Genomic DNA, 15,179 nt, shown 5'->3' on the forward strand with positions numbered 1-15,179 from the left:
CATGGCCTACGACAACAGCGACCTGCGCTCCACCCTGCCGTCGAGCACCGCGACGGCCACCGCGCCCGAGCGGTTCTCCGGCTCCGAGCACGTGAGGTTCGGCGACCTGCCCCCGGTGGAGAAGACCGACGAGATCTCCACCTGGTACGCGCGCGGCCAGAACTTCGTCGTCGGCTACTCCGAACTCGACGGCACCGCCACCTTCACCCGCACCGCCCAGCCGGACGAGTACGTGGTGCTGCTCGCCGACGACGGCCTCGGCGCGACCGTCCGGGCGCCCGGCGAGGAGGTCTCGGTGACCGGCCGCACCATGCTGGTGGTGCCGCCCGGTGACAGCACCGTGACGGTCACCGGGCAGGGCCGGGTGCTGCGGCTGCTGACCACCCGGTCGGACGACGTCGCCGCGCTCGCCGCCAACGCCGACTCCTACGCCGAGCCGCACGAGAACATCCCCCCGTTCCAGCCCTGGCCCGAGCCGGTCGGCGGTTACCGGGTCCGCAGCTACGACCTGACCGTGCCGCCGCTGGCGAACCCGCCGTTCCGGCTCTACCGCTGCACCACGTTCATGGTCAACTTTATCGATCCGAAGCAGGGGCCGCGCGACCCGTCGAAGCTCTCGCCGCACAAGCACGACGACTTCGAGCAGTGCTCGATCGTGCTGGCGGGGGAGTACCTGCACCACATCAGGTGGCCGTGGACCACCAACAAGGCCAACTGGCGGGAGGACGAACACGAGCGGGTGTTCGCCCCGGCGGTCACCGTGATCCCGCCGCCCTCGCTGCACACCAGCGAGGCCGTCGGCCCGGAGACCAACCACCTGATCGACGTCTTCAGCCCGCCGCGCGCCGACTTCTCGGCGATGGAGGGCTGGGTCTTCAACGCCGACGACTACCCGGCGCCGGAGAGCCGATGACGGGCGGGCGCGAGCCGATCCGGGTGGCCATCATCGGCGCCGGGCTGGGCGGCATCGCCGCCGCGGTCAAGCTCCGCAGGCACACCTCGGCCACCTTCGTCATCTTCGAGCAGTCCGCCGGGGTCGGCGGCACCTGGTTCGACAACCGGTACCCCGGGTGCGAGGTCGACGTTCCGTCGCACGCGTACTCCTTCTCCTTCCTCAGGTACGACTGGCCGCGCAGCCACGCCACCCAGCCCGAACTGCTCGCGTACGCCGAGCACGTGGTGCAGCGCTTCGGGCTCGCCCCGCACCTGCGGCTGAACACCCGGGTCACCGACCTGGTCTGGGAGGAGTCCACCAACTCCTACCGGCTGCGGACCGAGCACGGCGAGAGCGAGGAGTTCGATGTCGTCGTCTCCGCGCTGGGCCTGCTCAACGTGCCGCGCTATCCCGAGTGGCCGGGGCTGGAGACCTTCACCGGCCCCTGCTTCCACACCTCGCGCTGGGAGGAGCACGACCTCACCGGCAAGTCCGTCGCGGTGGTCGGCACCGGCTCGACCGCCGTGCAGATCGTCCCGGCGATCGCGCCCACCGCACGGCAGGTCTACGTCTTCCAGCGCGAGCCCGGCTGGATCGAACCGAAGAACGAGCGGGAGTACAGCCCGCGCGAGCGATGGGTCTATCGCCACGTGCCGCTGGCCCAGCGGCTGCACCGGGCCTGGATATTCCACCAGGGAAACCGGCGGTTCAAGGGCTACGACGTCGGCTCCCGCCGGCAGCGGCGGATGCGTGCGGTCTGCGAGCGGTTCATCGCCGACACCATCGCGGACCCGGTGACCCGGGCCGCGGTGACCCCGGACTATCCCTGGGGCTGCAAGCGGCCGGTCATCTCCTCCACCTTCTATCCCTCGCTCAACCGCGACAACGTCGAACTGGTGCCGCACGCGGTAAGCCGGGTGACCCCGACCGGGGTCGTCGACACGACCGGCACCGCCCGGGACGTCGACGTACTGGTCCTCAGCACCGGCTTCCAACCGACGAAGTTCCTGGCAAGCCTCGACGTCAAGGGCCGCGAGGGGCGCAGTATCCACGACGCCTGGCGGGAGCGCGCCTCCGCCTTCCTGGGCATCACGGTGCCGGGCTTTCCCAACTTTTTCATCCTCTACGGGCCGAACACCAACGGCGGGGTCTCGATCATCGCCCAGCTCGAACGGCAGGCCGAGGTCATGGTGCGGACCGTGCGGCGGCTGGAGCGCAGCCGGCGGCGCCGTGTCGACACCTCGCCCGACGTGATGCGCCGCTTCCTCGCCTGGATCGACCGGCGGATGTCCAGCCACGCCTCGGCGATGAACTCCGGCTGCCACAACTACTACCACGACCCGGCCGGGCACAACGTGACGCAGTGGCCGGGCGGCCACCTCAGCTACGCCATCGCCACCCGGCTCCTCGCCCGGCTGGGCCTGCGGACACCGCGCTAGGGCGCCCGCCGGCCGGCGTTCACCACGCTGGGGTGCCCGCCAGCCAGCGACACCTCCGCGACGTGCAGGCCGTCGTCGAAGACCGCCGATGGGAAGCGGTCCCAGACGGCCGACTCGTGGAACGGCAGGATCCGCCGGGTGTCCCCGCCGACGCCGGCCAGCAGCTCGTCGGCGAAGTCGAGCCAGGCGGCGGCGCTGCCGGTGGTCAACGAGATCGGGGCGAGCACGCCGTCGCCGCGGATGCCCTCCAGGTTCTCGTAGCTGTAGACGTTGTCCCCGGCGAAGACCCAGGTGCCGTCCGCGTCGTTCGTCACCGCGACCAGTTGCGAGCCGGCGGTGTGGGTGTCGTGCGCCGGCCGCAGCTCGACACCGTCGGCTACCTGGGCCGCCCCGTCGACGAGCGTCGCCGGGCGGGTCGCCAGCAGTTGTGGCAGGTCCGCCTGGCAGGAGCGGGTGAGGAACTCGAACCGGGCGGGCCGGGCGGCGGCGGCGAGGTAGCTCTCGATCTCCCGCCGCTGGATGTGCACGTGCGCCGCGCCGAACGCGTCGACGCGGCCGGCGTGGTCGAAGTGGTTGTGGGTCAGCAGGACGGTGTCGACCTCCTCGGGCCGTACCCCGACCCGGGCGAGCACGTCGACCGGGTCGCGCCAGCTGGTCTCGCCGTACTTGGCGGTGAGCCGGTCGTGGATCGCCTTGTCGGCGAAGCCGGTGTCGACCAGGACGCACCGGTCCGCCGAACGCAGCAGGCCGAAGCAGTACGGCATCCGCCGGTGACCCTCGTTCGGCTGCGCGGCGAAGAGGTTGCTGGCCGGGAAGCGCGCGACGTAGCCGTACTCGAGGATCCAGATCGACCAGTTCACGAGCCGGCACCCGGCGGTTGGACGTCGAAGACGGCGAGCTGCCAGGCCACCATGTTGTAGTAGCCGACGATGGTGACCAGTTCGAGCAGCCCCGGCTCGCCGAGCCGGCCGACCGCCTCGCGGAACTCCTGCTCGTCCAGGGTGCCCCGGGCGAGGACCGCCCGGGTGGTCCGGAGGACGCAGGTCTCCACCTCGGAAAGCCCTGCCGGCTCTCGCCCGCCGGCCAGGGCCGCGAGGTCGGCCTCGGTGAGGCCGGCGGCCCGCCCGGCGCGGGTGTGCGCGTAGAGCTCGAACTCGCTGCGGTGCTGGTGGCCGACGAGCAGGATGGCGATCTCGCGGGCCCGGGCGGGCAGCCGGGAACCGAACCGGACGGCGGCGCCGATCTGTTGCAGCGCGTGCCCGAAGGTCGGGCTGAGGATCCAGACCGCCGGTGGGCCCTGGAGCCGGCCGTCCGGGTCGACGAGCGAGAAGGGGCTCTCCGGCGCCACCCGCTGCCCGGTGGTGTAGTGCTCGTAGAGGGCCAGCTGGGCGGGGTTCATCTCCGCCGGATCGACGTCGTCGACTCTCATGTCTCGTCTCCCAGGAACGCGCGGGGGTTGGTGGTCACCATCGTGCCGATCTGCTCGGCGGTCCAGCCGAGATAGGCCAACTGCTCGACGAACATGCGCAGGCACTCCGGCTCGGGCGGCACCCAGCGGGAGAAGACGTCCGTGCTGAGGATCGCCCGCTCCGGCCCGACGGCGTGCAGCGCCCGATCCACGTCCCGGAGGGTCAGGTGCCCGTCCGGGTGCACCAGCGGGGCGTTGCAGAATTCGAGGTACGCGCCGGTCGCGGCGAACTCGCGCAGCAGCGCCGGATCCGTCGTGTAGTGCAGCGGGTGGGTGACGAGCAGCCGCTGCCCGATCTCGGCGCAGTACGCGGCGACCGTGAGGCTCTCCTCGACCGAGGCGTGTCCGGTGGCCAGCGCGAGGCCGAGCGCGTGACAGGCGTCGACGACGGCTCGCGTCCGGACGGAGAGGGTGCCGCCCGGGTCGCAGAGGGTGATCGCCGTCCGGGCATGGTATTCGGCGAAGGAGGGCGAGACGCGTCCGAGCAGCGTGCTGATGTATCCGCCGCGACCGAGGTCGGCGGCACCGCCCCAGGTCGGCAGGAAGACCACCCGGGCACCGTGCGCGGCGGCGAGTTCGACGACGCTGGGCTCCAGGCCACCGACCGGCGGGTTCAGGGTGATGCTGCCGTGCACCGTGAACCCGGTCCCGGCCATCGCCTGTCGCAGCGAGCGGGCGCGATCGGTGGTGGCCCAGAGGTGGGACTTGAGGACCCAGCCCGAGATGCCGTATGCCTGCGCCAGCCGGGCGACCGCGAGGTCGTCGCCACGGTTTCGCAGCCCCGCCGACAGGTCCGGCTGGCCGTGCACGTGCACGTCGACGGCGCCGCGCAGCAGGCGGTCGAATGCGTCCGGTTGGGCGGCCACCAGGTCGTGTTGCGGATCGGTCATCGACACCTCGTCCGGCTAGGAGTTCGAGTGATTGTATGATGGTATGACTATCGGCTCAAACATCTGATCGGCTTCGCGGTCCTGTCGCACCGCTGCCAACTGGGTAACCGCGGCACGTGCCCGGGAGGGAGCCCCATGCCTGGATCATGGCCGGCAAGGTCGTCCTCGTCATCCCTCGCCGTCGGTGCGAGTGCGCGCCAGCCACGTCAGCGGGGTCGCCCTGCCGGTGGACGGCGGATTCCTCGCCTGAGCCGGACCCCGCACCCATGACCACGCACTGACGGATCGGAGCCTCCCGTGACCCTGTACACCGACCTCTTCATCGACGGCACATGGCGGCCGGGTCAGGACGACCGGCGCTTCGACGTCGTCGACCCGGCCGACCTCTCCACCATCGCCCGCTTCGCCGTCGCGGAGGAGCGCGACTGCATGGCCGCGGTCGACGCGGCGGCGGCCGCCCAGCCGGAGTGGGCGGCCACCGCCCCGCGCGAACGCGGCGAACTGCTCCGCGCCGCCTACGAGATCCTCACGGCCGAGGTCGAGACCCTTGCCGACCTAATGGTGCGGGAGAACGGCAAGGCCTGGCCGGACGCGGTGGCCGAGGCGAACTACGCGAAGGAGTTCTTCCGCTGGTTCGCCGAGGAGGCGGTGCGGGTGCCGGGGGAGTACCGGCTCTCTCCGGCCGGGGACAAGCGGATCCTGGTCGACCGGCAGCCGATCGGGGTGTCGCTGCTCATCACACCGTGGAACTTCCCCGCCGCGATGGCGACCCGCAAGCTCGCCCCGGCACTGGCCGCCGGCTGCACGACGATCCTCAAGCCCGCCCGCGAAACCCCGCTCACCGCCGCCTACATCGTCGAGGTGCTGCGCCGGGTCGGCGTACCCCGAGGGGTGGTGAACCTGGTGACTCCGGTCCCGACCGGCCCGCTGGTGCAGCGGATGATCGACCGCCCGGAGGTCCGGAAGCTCTCCTTCACCGGCTCCACCGAGGTCGGCCGGCAGCTCCTGCACGCCTGCGCCGAGAGCGTGGTCAGCACCTCCATGGAGCTCGGCGGCAACGCCCCGCTCATCGTGCTGCCCGGCGCGGACCTGGACGCCACGGTGGCCGGCGCGTTGCTGGCCAAGATGCGTAACGGCGGCTCGGCCTGCACCGCCGCAAACCGCTTCTACGTGCACAGCTCGTTGCACGACGAGTTCGTCGCGCGGATGGATGCCGCCCTCGCCGGGCTGGCGGTCGGCCCCGGGCGGGACCGCGCGAACGACCTCGGCGCCCTCGTCTCGGTGCCGGAGCGCGACAAGGTGGCGGCACTGGTCGAGACGGCCGTGGCGGAGGGGGCGACGCTGCGGCGCGGCGGGCACGTCTCGACCGACGGCGCCTTCTACGACGCGACCCTGCTCACCGGCGTCGAGCACGGCTCCACGATCACCACCACCGAGATCTTCGGGCCGGTCACGGCGGTAGTCCGCTTCGACGACGTGGACGACGCGGTGCGGATGGCGAACGACACCATCTACGGCCTGATGGCGTACGTTTTCGGCGAGGAGCGGGAGGCCGTTGCCGTCGCCCGCCGCTTGGAGGTGGGGATGGTCGCCGTCAACCGGGGCGCGGTCAGCGACCCGGCCGCGCCGTTCGGCGGGGTCAAGCAGAGCGGCCTCGGCCGGGAGGGTGGTTCCGAGGGGATTCTCGAATTCCTGGAGGAGAAGTACATCGCGCTGACCGCCTGACGACACGTCGTCCGACACCACCGACCGGCCCGTGCGCGAGCATGCCGGCCGGCTCCACGACCGGCTGCGGGGGACCGTTCCACGCCGGTTTCCCCGGGTCGCTCCTCCCGACGGGGATGAAGCGGTCGGGACCCGCCCGAACGATGCACGCCCGCCGGTAATTTCTCGCGGCAAAAGAACGTCGATCCCTTGATGACATCCGTTCACTTACGTACCGGCTGTGCGACAGCACATGTCGTTACGTTCGTCGGACCTGCCCAGAAGGAGAGGTCCACAATGGATCGACGCAACATGCTCCGCGCCACGGTGCTCGGAGCCGGTGCGGTGGCGCTGCCGTTCACCACCTGGTCGGCGGCGTACGCGGCGCCGGCGCAGCCGGCAGCCGGCCCGTACGGTCCGCTGCAGTCGGCCAACAGCCACGGCATCCAGCTCCCCGCCGGCTTCACCAGCCAGATCGTCGCCCGTTCCGGTCAGGTCGTGCCCGGCACCTCCTACACCTGGCACAACGCGCCCGACGGCGGGGCGGTGTTCGCCAACGGCAGCGGGTGGATCTACGTGTCGAACTCCGAGACCAGCTCCGGCTCCGGCGGCGGTGCGTCCCGGATCCTCTTCAACTCCAGCGGAGCGGTGGTCGGCGCGTCCCGGATCCTCTCCGGCACCAACAACAACTGTGCGGGCGGCAAGACGCCGTGGAACACCTGGCTCTCCTGCGAGGAGGTCAGCCTCGGCCGGGTGTGGGAGACGTACCCGCTCGGCGGCACCGCCGTGGTTCGCCCGGCGATGGGCCGGTTCAAGCACGAGGCCGCCGCCGCCGACCCGGACCGCCGGGTCATCTACCTCACCGAGGACGAGAGCAACGGGAAGTTCTACCGGTTCATCCCGGACACCTGGGGCAACCTCTCCAGCGGCAGGTTGGAGGTGCTGGTCGCCGGCAGCGGCACCTCCGGCTCGTTCAGTTGGGCCGCCGTGCCCGACCCGGACGGCTCGCCGACCGCGACCCGGTCGCAGGTCTCCGGCGCCAAGTCGTTCAACGGCGGCGAGGGGTGCCACTACTCCAACAACACCGTGTGGTTCACCACGAAGGGCGACAACCGCGTCTGGCAGCTCAACCTCGGCAACAGCACCTACGAGCTGGCCTACGACGACAACCTGGTCAGCACCGGCTCGGCGCCGCTGACCGGCGTCGACAACATCACCGGTTCCAGCTTCGGGGATCTCTACGTCGCCGAGGACGGCGGGAACATGGAGATCTGCATGATCACGCCGGACGACAAGATCTCGGTGTTCCTGCGGATCACCGGCCAGGGCTCGTCGGAGATCTGCGGGCCCGCCTTCACCCCGGCCGGTAACCGGCTGTACTTCTCGTCCCAGCGCGGCACCTCGGGCTCCTCCTCCGGCGGCATCACCTACTGCGTCACCGGACCGTTCCGCACCTGAGCCGGCCGGTTGCCGCACCCGGGCCGCCCGCCCCTGGCGGCGGGCGGCCCGACGGCGCCGGGTCCTGCTACCGCGACCAGCGGCGGAGCCCAGCGGGCACCGAGCACACGGGTCAGCGCGCCGGGACGGTGTGCCAGAACCCGCACCGGTGCTCGCGGTCGACGTCCACCGGCGTGATCCGCTCGCCGGAGAGCGAGAGGGCGGTGCCGGCCCGGTACGGTGGCCAGTCGGGCGTGGGGCGGCCGGTCCGGGCGAAGCCCGTCCACCGCTCGATCAGGGCCGCGGCGAGTTCCTCCCGACCTGCCGGGCCCGACACGTGCCGCGACTCCGGCTGCCGTGCTCCGCCTCCGACCGCAGCGCCCGACCGCGACTGCGGGAAGCTGTCGAAGAAGTAGCGGATGTCGTCACCGTGGGAGGCGCCGAGCGGCAGATCGCCGACGGACCACCCGGAGTCCTCGGCGAACTCGTAGGCGTAGACCGGAGCGAGCCGGCGATGCGCCTCGCTGTAGGAGAGCTGGGTGCAGGTGCCGACCATCCGGCCCTCGTCGGTCTGCAGGGTCGCGAGGGCGAGGCTGGGTGTGGCGTACCGGTTCGGCGCGTACCGGGCGAGGATCCGACCGGCGTCCCGACCGTAGAGGTCGGCCACGATCTGCCGGTACCGCCGCTCGGTCAGCGGCGTCTCGGCGATGTCGAGCAGGGTGGCGACGACTCCGCGCATCTCGTCCCTGGTGCCGCCGTGGATCAGCGGCACGGCGTGCACCCGTCCGGCGCGGGCGGCGTCGAGCGGCTGCCGGGGTAGCGGCGGCGTGCCGACGGTGTAGAACCAGGGCATGGCAGCCGCGATCTCCCGCTGGTGGGTGGCGGTGTTGGGCAGCGTGGCGACCCGCTCGGCGGGGACCTGCCGCAGACAGGCCGCCACGTCGGCGGCATCCGCACAACCGAGGGCCTCGACGGCCCGGTCTCCGCGCCGGTCGGCCTCCGCCCGGGTGACGAGGTCGTTGCCGCACGGCGCACTCTGCACGATCGCCTTGTCGAAGAGTCCCCGCGCCGCCGGGGAGGCAAGCTGGGCGCAGACACCGAAGCCGCCGTACGACTCGCCCCAGAGCGTCACGTTGCGCGGGTCGCCACCGAACGCCCCGATGGTGGTACGCACCCAGCGCAGCGCCGCCTGCTGGTCGGCGAGGGCGAAGTTCCCGGCGTACGGGTCGTCCAGCGACTCGTGCCGCAGGAAGCCCAGGGCGCCCAGCCGGTAGTTGACCGTCACGACGACGACTCCGCCGGCCCCGGTCACCGGCCGGGGATCGTAGCGGCTGCCGGCCCCGGAGTTGCCGCCGTGCAGGAAGACCAGCACGGGCATCGGCCCGGCGACGCCACGCGGGACGTGCACGTTCAGGTACAGGCAGTCCTCGGCACCGGCGACCACCGGCGGGCTGCCCGGCGGGTACGAGTACGACTGGGTGCAGATGGGCCCGGGTCGGGTGGCGTCCCGGACCTCGGTCCACGGTTCGGCCGGTTCCGGTGACCGCAGCCGCAGCCCACCGGTTGGCGGTGCGGCGTAGGGAATGCCCTGGAACATGCGGTGGTCGGCCGTGACCGTACCCCGGACCGGACCGTCCGCCGTCGCGACGACGGCGTCACCGTCCCCGTCGGAGGTGGTGCCTGCCGCGGCCGAGCCGGACGGCAGCACGGAGCCGGAGAGCAGCAACGAGCCGGACAACAGCATGAAGATCGTGGCGAGCGTACCGGGCAGAGTGGTCGATGGATGTCTCATCCGGCCACCATCCCCGGCCCCGGCCCGCCGGACATCCGGCCGGCGCCGTACCGCCGGTTACGCCGCAGAACGTAGGCGCGGGCGTACGCGGCGACCCGCCTCGGATCCGCCGCTCAGTTGCGCCCGGCGCTGCTCCGGGCGGCGGCGACCAGAGCCGGAAGCAGCTCGGAGGCGGTCCCGCGCAGGTTGACGGCACAGACCGGATCGAGCGGGGTCGGCTCGGGGTTGACCTGGAGCACGGTCGCTCCCCGGTGCGCCGCGATCCGGGGGAGCTCGGCGGCCGGATAGACCACCCCGGAGGTGCCGACGGTCAGCAGCACGTCGCAGTCGGCCGCCGCCTCGATCGCGGCGGTCAACGCCGCCTCGGGCAGCGGCTCCCCGAACCAGACCACGCCGGGGCGGACCAGCGCCTGACATCGCGCACAGCGAGGCGGCGGAACGCGGCGGCCCTCGCCGAGGCCCTCGCCGAGGTCGGCGTCGAGGTCGGCGTCGAGGTCGGCGTCGAGGTCGTCGGGTTACTCCGGAAAGGTCGCGGGGTGGGCCGGCTCCCCGATGCAGCGCGGGGCGAAGAGGCTGCCGTGCAGGTGGATCGGGGACCGGGAACCCGCCCGCTCGTGCAGGTCGTCGACGTTCTGGGTGATGACCACGCTGCCCGGTACCAGGGCCTCGATGGCGGCCGCGGCGAGATGCCCGGGATTGGGTAGGGCCCGGCGCACCCGGGAACGCCGCCACTCGTACCAGCCCCAGACCAGGTCCGGATCGGCGTGGAACGCCTCCGGTGTGGCGAGCTGTGCGGCGTCGAAGCGGGCCCACAGGCCGGTGAGCTCGTCACGGAACGTCGGCACGCCGCTCTCGGCGGATATTCCGGCGCCGGTGAAGACGACCACCCGGCGGGCTCGGCCGAGGAGTGCGGCCGCGCCGGGTGGCAGGACATCCTCCATCCCCGAGATCCTGCCACAGCGCACGTCCGCCGCCCGGTGGCAACGATCGCGCCGTGGCACCGGCGGATGCCGGCCGGCGGACATGTCGCGCGGGTCAACCGGTGAGGGACTCGGAGCCGAAGCGGCCCCTGGCCACGAGGACGGCCATGGCGAGACAGACCAGGTCGCCCGACAACCGCGGGGGTACGGCGCGCCGGGCGGGCACAACCGGAGTCGTAGAACCGGTGGCAACCCTGGCATGACGACGCGTGACCGGCTCGCTACATACGCTGCCGCCGGTACCTGTCATACCGTGCGAAGGGAACCCCAGATGTATCTCCTTGACGTGTTCGCCGCCGCAGACGTCGCCGCCAGCGTCCTCACCATGAGCGCCGGGCGGCTCGGGTCCAGCATCGGTGGTCTGGTCGGGCTGGCCGGCGTGATCATCGGGGCGTTGGCCCTGGCCCGCCGCCCCGCCACGCGCACCGGCACCGGCACCGGCACCGGGCGGCGCGGCGCGCTCGTCGCCACGGGAGCGGGACTGGTCGCCATGGCTCTCGGTGCGGTGGTCGTGGCCACCTCCGACAGTGGGATCGGCACCGGCAACGGGCGGGGCGGCGCCTACGTGGCGCTGGCGGTGGGGCTCGTCGCCGTCCTCCTCGGCGGGCTGGCCCTGCTCCGGGCCCGCCACACCGGCTGACCCAGCGGATCCGGGGCACCTGGCCGGTGGTCAGGAGCGGGCGAGCCAGCCAGGGACGGCCAGGCCGGACTCGTACGCGAGGATCACCAACTGGGCCCGGTCCCGGACCCCGGTCTTGGTCATGATCCGGCTGACGTGCGTCTTCGCGGTCGCCGGGCTCAACACCAGCCGCGCCGCGATCTCGTCGTTGGAGAGGCCGGCCGCGACGAGTGTCATCACCTCGCGCTCCCGCACGGTGAGGGCACGGAGCCTCGGCCCCGGGTCCGGATGCGCGACCCGGGCGGTGAATTCGGAGATCAGCCGGCGGGTGATCGACGGGGCGATCAGCGCGTCGCCGCGCGCCACCACCCGTACGCCGTGGATCAACTCCGCCGGCTCGGTGTCCTTGACCAGGAAGCCGCTCGCGCCGGCCCGCAGGGCGCCGTAGACATAGTCGTCCAGGTCGAACGTGGTCAGGATGATCACCCGGACGACGGGGTCCGTGGCGATCTCACCGGTGGCGGCCAGTCCGTCCAGGCCGGGCATCCGGATGTCCATGAGGACGACGTCGGGCCGCAGTCGCCTGGCGAGCCGGATCGCCTCGGCCCCGTCGGCGGCCTCGCCGACCACCTCGATGCCGTCCTCGCCCTCCAGGATGGACCGGAAGCCGGCGCGTACCAGTGTCTGGTCGTCGGCGAGCAGTACCCGGATCATGCCGGCGCCGCCGTGGCGACCGCGCCGGGCCGCATCGGGAAGCGGGCGTGCACCCGAAAGCCGCCGTCCGGCCCAGGGCCGGTGCTCAGCGACCCGCCCAGCGCCCGGACCCGCTCGCCCATGCCGAGGATCCCGTTGCCGGGTGGGGCCGGCTCACCGCTGCCGTCGTCCTCGACCTCCACCAGGACGTCGTTCCGGTGCGGCCGGACCCGGATCACGGCGGTGGTCGCGCCGGCGTGCCGGGTCACGTTGGTGAGCGCCTCCTGGACGATCCGGTAGGCCGCCAGGTCGACCTCCGGCGGCAGCGGCCGGGTCTCGGTCAGCTCGGTGCGGATCTCCAACCCGGATTGCCGGGCCGTACTCACGAGTTCGTCGAGGCGGTTCAGACCCGGTACGGGCGCGAGGCCCGCCACGCCCTCCTGCCGGAGTACGCCGAGCGCCGTACGCAGCTCGCCCAGCATCTCCTTGCTCGCCTGTTTGATCGCGGTGAGCGCCTCGGTGGCCCGGTCGGGGTCGGGGCGGTGCAGGGCGGCACTGGCCTGCACGTTGATCAGCGACAGGTGGTGGCCGAGCACGTCGTGCAGCTCGCGGGCGATCCGCAACCGCTCCTCGGTGGACCGGCGTCGGACCTCGTCCTCCCTGCTCCGTTCGGCGGCGAGCATCCTGGCCCGCGCCTCGGCGAGATAGGCCCGGCGGTTCCGGGTCACGCCGACGATGACCGCGACGACCCAACCGGCGTGCAGCAGGGTCGCCCCGTTGGCGCTGCCCTCGGTCCTGTGGTAGCCGTCCGCGACGGCGAAGGCCACCACCGAGGCGGAACCGAGTCCGATGGCGACGGCGAGGTGTCCCTCGTCGACGACGGTGTAGAGAGCGACGACGAAGACCAGCATGATCGGCCCTGGCCGGTGCAGCAGCTCCCCGTACGCGCCGACGGCGGCCAGCGCCACCACGCCCACCGGAACCGGATGGCGGCGGCGCAGGGCGAGCGCGCCGGCCGAGACCAGCACGGCCAGCAGGGCCGCCCGGTCGGCGGCGGTGTCGATGCCGTCCGACTGCACCACCAGGCCGGCGACGGCAACCAGGCCGACCGCGAGTATCAGCCCCGCGTCCGTCGCCCGGCGGTGCGGTCGCCACCCCAACGTGCGCCGAAGCTGCCGTCGCCACCCCGACATGGGCGAAGCCTAACCTCCGGCCACAGCCGTCAGAAGGGTCCGGGACGGTCCGGCGCACTCATCGGGCGCCCGCGACCCGACCAGGCTCGCACCGCCACGACGATCCACGCGGCGGCCAGGGCGGTTTCGGCGAGCGCGGGCGTGCGCTGCCGCCGATCCGTCACGGCCAGCGCCACCGCGCTCAGCGCGTGCAGGGCGTCCGCCGCCGCGCCCGCCACGTACACCGGCCGGGTCGGACACCACGCGGTCACGGTCGCCTGGAGCAGGTGACGTGTGCCGAGGAGACGCAGGATCGTCACGGCCCGGTCATCGACGCCGCCGCGCAGGATCCGTAGCGTCAGCCGTGGCGCCAGGAGCATGCTCCCGCCCCAGACGGCTCGGGCCAGCACCCCCGTCCGTGCTGCCGACACGTGTTACCTCCGTTGGTCCGACCTTCGGGCGGCTCCGGAGAGCCCGAGGCTCCGGACCGTACGCGGCCCGGGTGGGACCGGGCGCGTCGAGCCGGCCGACCGCTCCGGTGGCTCGTCCCGTACGCCGCCGCCCGCGCCTACCCCCTGCCGCCGCCGGCAAACGTCGACGACGGCCCGCGATCGGTCAGCTGCCCCGTGCGGAGTCGCGTTTGCCGGGCAGGTACCCGGGAATCGGCCCCCGGTGATACCGATTCCCGGGCGGGGCAGGAGAGCGGCCGGAGCCCCCTTCTGGCTGCTGCCGGGCCTGTTCGCGGTCTGCTCGGTCTGCCTCGGCGTCGGACTGTCGTTCCTGGAACAGCGGGTCGGAATCCCGGTCAAAGACTTCCTACCGAGCGCTCCCGCCGGCGCACGGTCACTGCTGTCGTCCATCATCAGCGCGATGATCTCGTTCACGGCACTGGTCTTCTCGATCACCGTGGTGGCGCTGCAACTGGCCAGTAGCCAGTACTCCCCGCGGGTGCTGCGCGCCTTTCTGGAGGACCGGGGCATCCAGACCTCGCTCGGTACCTTCATCGCCACCTTCCTCTTCGCCACGGTGGTCCTGGTCACCCTCCCGGACCGCCCCGACCAGCGCCTACCCGAGCTGTCCCTGGCCGTCTCGATCCTGCTGCTCCTGCTCAGCACCGCCGTCTTCATCTACTACCTGCACCACATCACGACGATCATGCGGGTGTCGCACCTGATCGGGGCCATCGGGCGGCAGACCAGGCACTCCATCGCCCGCCACCACCACTGGCCGGAGGCGGACCCGGGCACGCCGGAGCACCTCGGAGCGCCGATCAGGACGATCTGCACCCGCGCGCCCGGCGTGGTGATGGACGTTGACCTCGCCGCACTGGCCGTGATGGCGGAGCGTCACCACTGCGCGTTCACCGTGCTGCCACTTCCGGGTGACTTCCTCCCGGCCGGCGCGGGCCTGCTCACCGTGCACCGGCTTCCCGGGAAGCCGCCGCGCGAGGTGAGGGCGTCGGCAGTGCGACGCACGTTCGCGATCGGTGCGGAACGCACCTCCGGCCGGGACATCGGATTCGGCTTCCGGCAGCTGGCCGACATCGCCACGCGCGCGCTGTCGCCCTCGAGCAACGACGTCACCACCGCGGTCAACGCCGTGCGTGAATCACACGATCTGCTGCGCCGACTGGCCGAGCAACCGGTACCGCCGTTCTTCGTGGCGGTCCGGCACGGTGTGTCCCGGGTCTACGCGCCGCGTCAGGGCTTCGAGGATTTCGTGTCCGTCGCCGTCGACGAGGTGTTGCAGACGGGCCGGGAGCACCCTCGCATCACGCGGCTGCTCGCCGCCGTCCTACGCGATCTGGCCGCCATCGCGGCACCGCAACACCGCCCCATGCTCGAGTCCCGCCTGGAGCGACTCGGAATCGACGGCGTCGTCCGCGGCGTCGGCCGGCAGCACGGCGAGGGATGAGCGCGGCCGACCGCGTCGACCGCGCCAGCCGCCTTCGCCCAGGCGGCGAGCCGCGCTCGTGGAAGTCCTACCCAGGACGGCGGGCGGTCCTCGGAGGACAACGGCCGCCACCCGGGGGACAGCTGAACCTTCCCCGA

Annotated in this window: 13 protein-coding genes and 1 pseudogene; 6 read left to right on the forward strand and 8 right to left on the reverse strand. The window is 72.3% G+C overall.

Annotated elements, in window-relative coordinates; all coding sequences use genetic code 11:
* Position 1 precedes the first annotated feature (1 nt).
* Positions 2 to 913: a hypothetical protein gene (locus ACN28C_RS18020; protein WP_422768701.1), complete on the forward strand. Its 912-nt coding sequence runs from the start codon at positions 2 to 4 to the stop codon at positions 911 to 913.
* Positions 910 to 2,373, forward strand: coding sequence for a flavin-containing monooxygenase (locus ACN28C_RS18025; protein WP_422768702.1), 1,464 nt, complete (start codon positions 910 to 912; stop codon positions 2,371 to 2,373). Before ACN28C_RS18020 ends, ACN28C_RS18025 begins: the two co-directional genes overlap by 4 nt.
* On the opposite strand, the gene ACN28C_RS18030 is transcribed toward ACN28C_RS18025, so the two are convergent.
* Genes ACN28C_RS18030 through ACN28C_RS18040 form a run of 3 tightly spaced genes read right to left on the reverse strand, consistent with a single transcriptional unit; the run spans position 2,370 to position 4,731 of the window.
* A complete protein-coding gene (locus ACN28C_RS18030) occupies positions 2,370 to 3,233 on the reverse strand; it encodes an N-acyl homoserine lactonase family protein (protein WP_422768703.1) in 864 nt (287 codons plus the stop codon). The genes ACN28C_RS18025 and ACN28C_RS18030 overlap by 4 nt on opposite strands.
* Complete coding sequence (locus ACN28C_RS18035) at positions 3,230 to 3,802, reverse strand: carboxymuconolactone decarboxylase family protein (RefSeq protein WP_422768704.1); 573 nt, start codon at positions 3,800 to 3,802, stop codon at positions 3,230 to 3,232. Before ACN28C_RS18035 ends, ACN28C_RS18030 begins: the two co-directional genes overlap by 4 nt.
* Positions 3,799 to 4,731 carry a DUF6282 family protein gene (locus tag ACN28C_RS18040; protein ID WP_422768705.1) on the reverse strand — a complete coding sequence of 311 codons (933 nt, stop codon included), beginning with the start codon at positions 4,729 to 4,731 and terminating at the stop codon, positions 3,799 to 3,801. The genes ACN28C_RS18035 and ACN28C_RS18040 overlap by 4 nt, the downstream gene beginning before the upstream one ends.
* A gap of 297 nt (positions 4,732 to 5,028) precedes the next feature.
* On the opposite strand from ACN28C_RS18040, the gene ACN28C_RS18045 reads away from it, so the two are divergent.
* Both ACN28C_RS18045 and ACN28C_RS18050 read left to right on the forward strand, forming a co-directional pair.
* Positions 5,029 to 6,456 carry an NAD-dependent succinate-semialdehyde dehydrogenase gene (locus ACN28C_RS18045; RefSeq protein WP_422768706.1) on the forward strand — a complete coding sequence of 476 codons (1,428 nt, stop codon included), beginning with the start codon at positions 5,029 to 5,031 and terminating at the stop codon, positions 6,454 to 6,456.
* 276 nt (positions 6,457 to 6,732) lie between these two features.
* On the forward strand, positions 6,733 to 7,893 hold the full coding sequence (locus tag ACN28C_RS18050) for an alkaline phosphatase PhoX (RefSeq protein WP_422768707.1): 1,161 nt from the start codon (positions 6,733 to 6,735) through the stop codon (positions 7,891 to 7,893).
* Positions 7,894 to 8,005: 112 nt separating this feature from the next.
* On the opposite strand, the gene ACN28C_RS18055 is transcribed toward ACN28C_RS18050, so the two are convergent.
* Both ACN28C_RS18055 and ACN28C_RS18060 read right to left on the reverse strand, forming a co-directional pair.
* Positions 8,006 to 9,664: a carboxylesterase/lipase family protein gene (locus ACN28C_RS18055; RefSeq protein WP_422768708.1), complete on the reverse strand. Its 1,659-nt coding sequence runs from the start codon at positions 9,662 to 9,664 to the stop codon at positions 8,006 to 8,008.
* A gap of 113 nt (positions 9,665 to 9,777) precedes the next feature.
* A pseudogene (locus ACN28C_RS18060) lies at positions 9,778 to 10,605 on the reverse strand (SIR2 family NAD-dependent protein deacylase).
* 310 nt (positions 10,606 to 10,915) lie between these two features.
* On the opposite strand from ACN28C_RS18060, the gene ACN28C_RS18065 reads away from it, so the two are divergent.
* On the forward strand, positions 10,916 to 11,284 hold the full coding sequence (locus tag ACN28C_RS18065; protein WP_422768709.1) for a DUF6223 family protein: 369 nt from the start codon (positions 10,916 to 10,918) through the stop codon (positions 11,282 to 11,284).
* Positions 11,285 to 11,314: 30 nt separating this feature from the next.
* On the opposite strand, the gene ACN28C_RS18070 is transcribed toward ACN28C_RS18065, so the two are convergent.
* The 3 genes from ACN28C_RS18070 to ACN28C_RS18080 are packed head-to-tail and all read right to left on the reverse strand — an operon-like array spanning position 11,315 to position 13,559.
* A complete protein-coding gene (locus ACN28C_RS18070; RefSeq protein ID WP_422768710.1) occupies positions 11,315 to 11,977 on the reverse strand; it encodes a response regulator in 663 nt (220 codons plus the stop codon).
* A complete protein-coding gene (locus tag ACN28C_RS18075) occupies positions 11,974 to 13,149 on the reverse strand; it encodes a sensor histidine kinase (RefSeq protein WP_422768711.1) in 1,176 nt (391 codons plus the stop codon). Before ACN28C_RS18075 ends, ACN28C_RS18070 begins: the two co-directional genes overlap by 4 nt.
* Before the next feature lie 29 nt (positions 13,150 to 13,178).
* On the reverse strand, positions 13,179 to 13,559 hold the full coding sequence (locus ACN28C_RS18080; RefSeq protein WP_422768712.1) for a hypothetical protein: 381 nt from the start codon (positions 13,557 to 13,559) through the stop codon (positions 13,179 to 13,181).
* Here ACN28C_RS18080 and ACN28C_RS18085 point away from each other — a divergent pair.
* The gene (locus ACN28C_RS18085; protein WP_422768713.1) at positions 13,507 to 15,042 is read left to right on the forward strand and encodes a DUF2254 family protein; all 1,536 of its coding nucleotides are present in this window, start codon (positions 13,507 to 13,509) and stop codon (positions 15,040 to 15,042) included. The two genes, ACN28C_RS18080 and ACN28C_RS18085, sit on opposite strands and share 53 nt — an antisense overlap.
* Positions 15,043 to 15,179 lie beyond the last annotated feature (137 nt).

Source organism: Plantactinospora sp. WMMC1484 (assembly GCF_049315195.1).
Lineage (GTDB): Bacteria > Actinomycetota > Actinomycetes > Mycobacteriales > Micromonosporaceae > Plantactinospora.

Excerpts from the sequence above, each read along its gene's own strand:
- ACN28C_RS18020 (WP_422768701.1), top strand. The coding sequence starts at position 2 with ATGGCCTACGACAACAGCGACCTGCGCTCCACCCTGCCGTCGAGCACC.
- ACN28C_RS18025 (WP_422768702.1), top strand. The coding sequence starts at position 910 with ATGACGGGCGGGCGCGAGCCGATCCGGGTGGCCATCATCGGCGCCGGG.
- ACN28C_RS18035 (WP_422768704.1), bottom strand. The coding sequence starts at position 3,802 with ATGAGAGTCGACGACGTCGATCCGGCGGAGATGAACCCCGCCCAGCTG.
- ACN28C_RS18040 (WP_422768705.1), bottom strand. The coding sequence starts at position 4,731 with ATGACCGATCCGCAACACGACCTGGTGGCCGCCCAACCGGACGCATTC.
- ACN28C_RS18050 (WP_422768707.1), top strand. The coding sequence starts at position 6,733 with ATGGATCGACGCAACATGCTCCGCGCCACGGTGCTCGGAGCCGGTGCG.
- ACN28C_RS18055 (WP_422768708.1), bottom strand. The coding sequence starts at position 9,664 with ATGAGACATCCATCGACCACTCTGCCCGGTACGCTCGCCACGATCTTC.
- ACN28C_RS18065 (WP_422768709.1), top strand. The coding sequence starts at position 10,916 with ATGTATCTCCTTGACGTGTTCGCCGCCGCAGACGTCGCCGCCAGCGTC.
- ACN28C_RS18070 (WP_422768710.1), bottom strand. The coding sequence starts at position 11,977 with ATGATCCGGGTACTGCTCGCCGACGACCAGACACTGGTACGCGCCGGC.
- ACN28C_RS18075 (WP_422768711.1), bottom strand. The coding sequence starts at position 13,149 with ATGTCGGGGTGGCGACGGCAGCTTCGGCGCACGTTGGGGTGGCGACCG.
- ACN28C_RS18085 (WP_422768713.1), top strand. The coding sequence starts at position 13,507 with ATGCTCCCGCCCCAGACGGCTCGGGCCAGCACCCCCGTCCGTGCTGCC.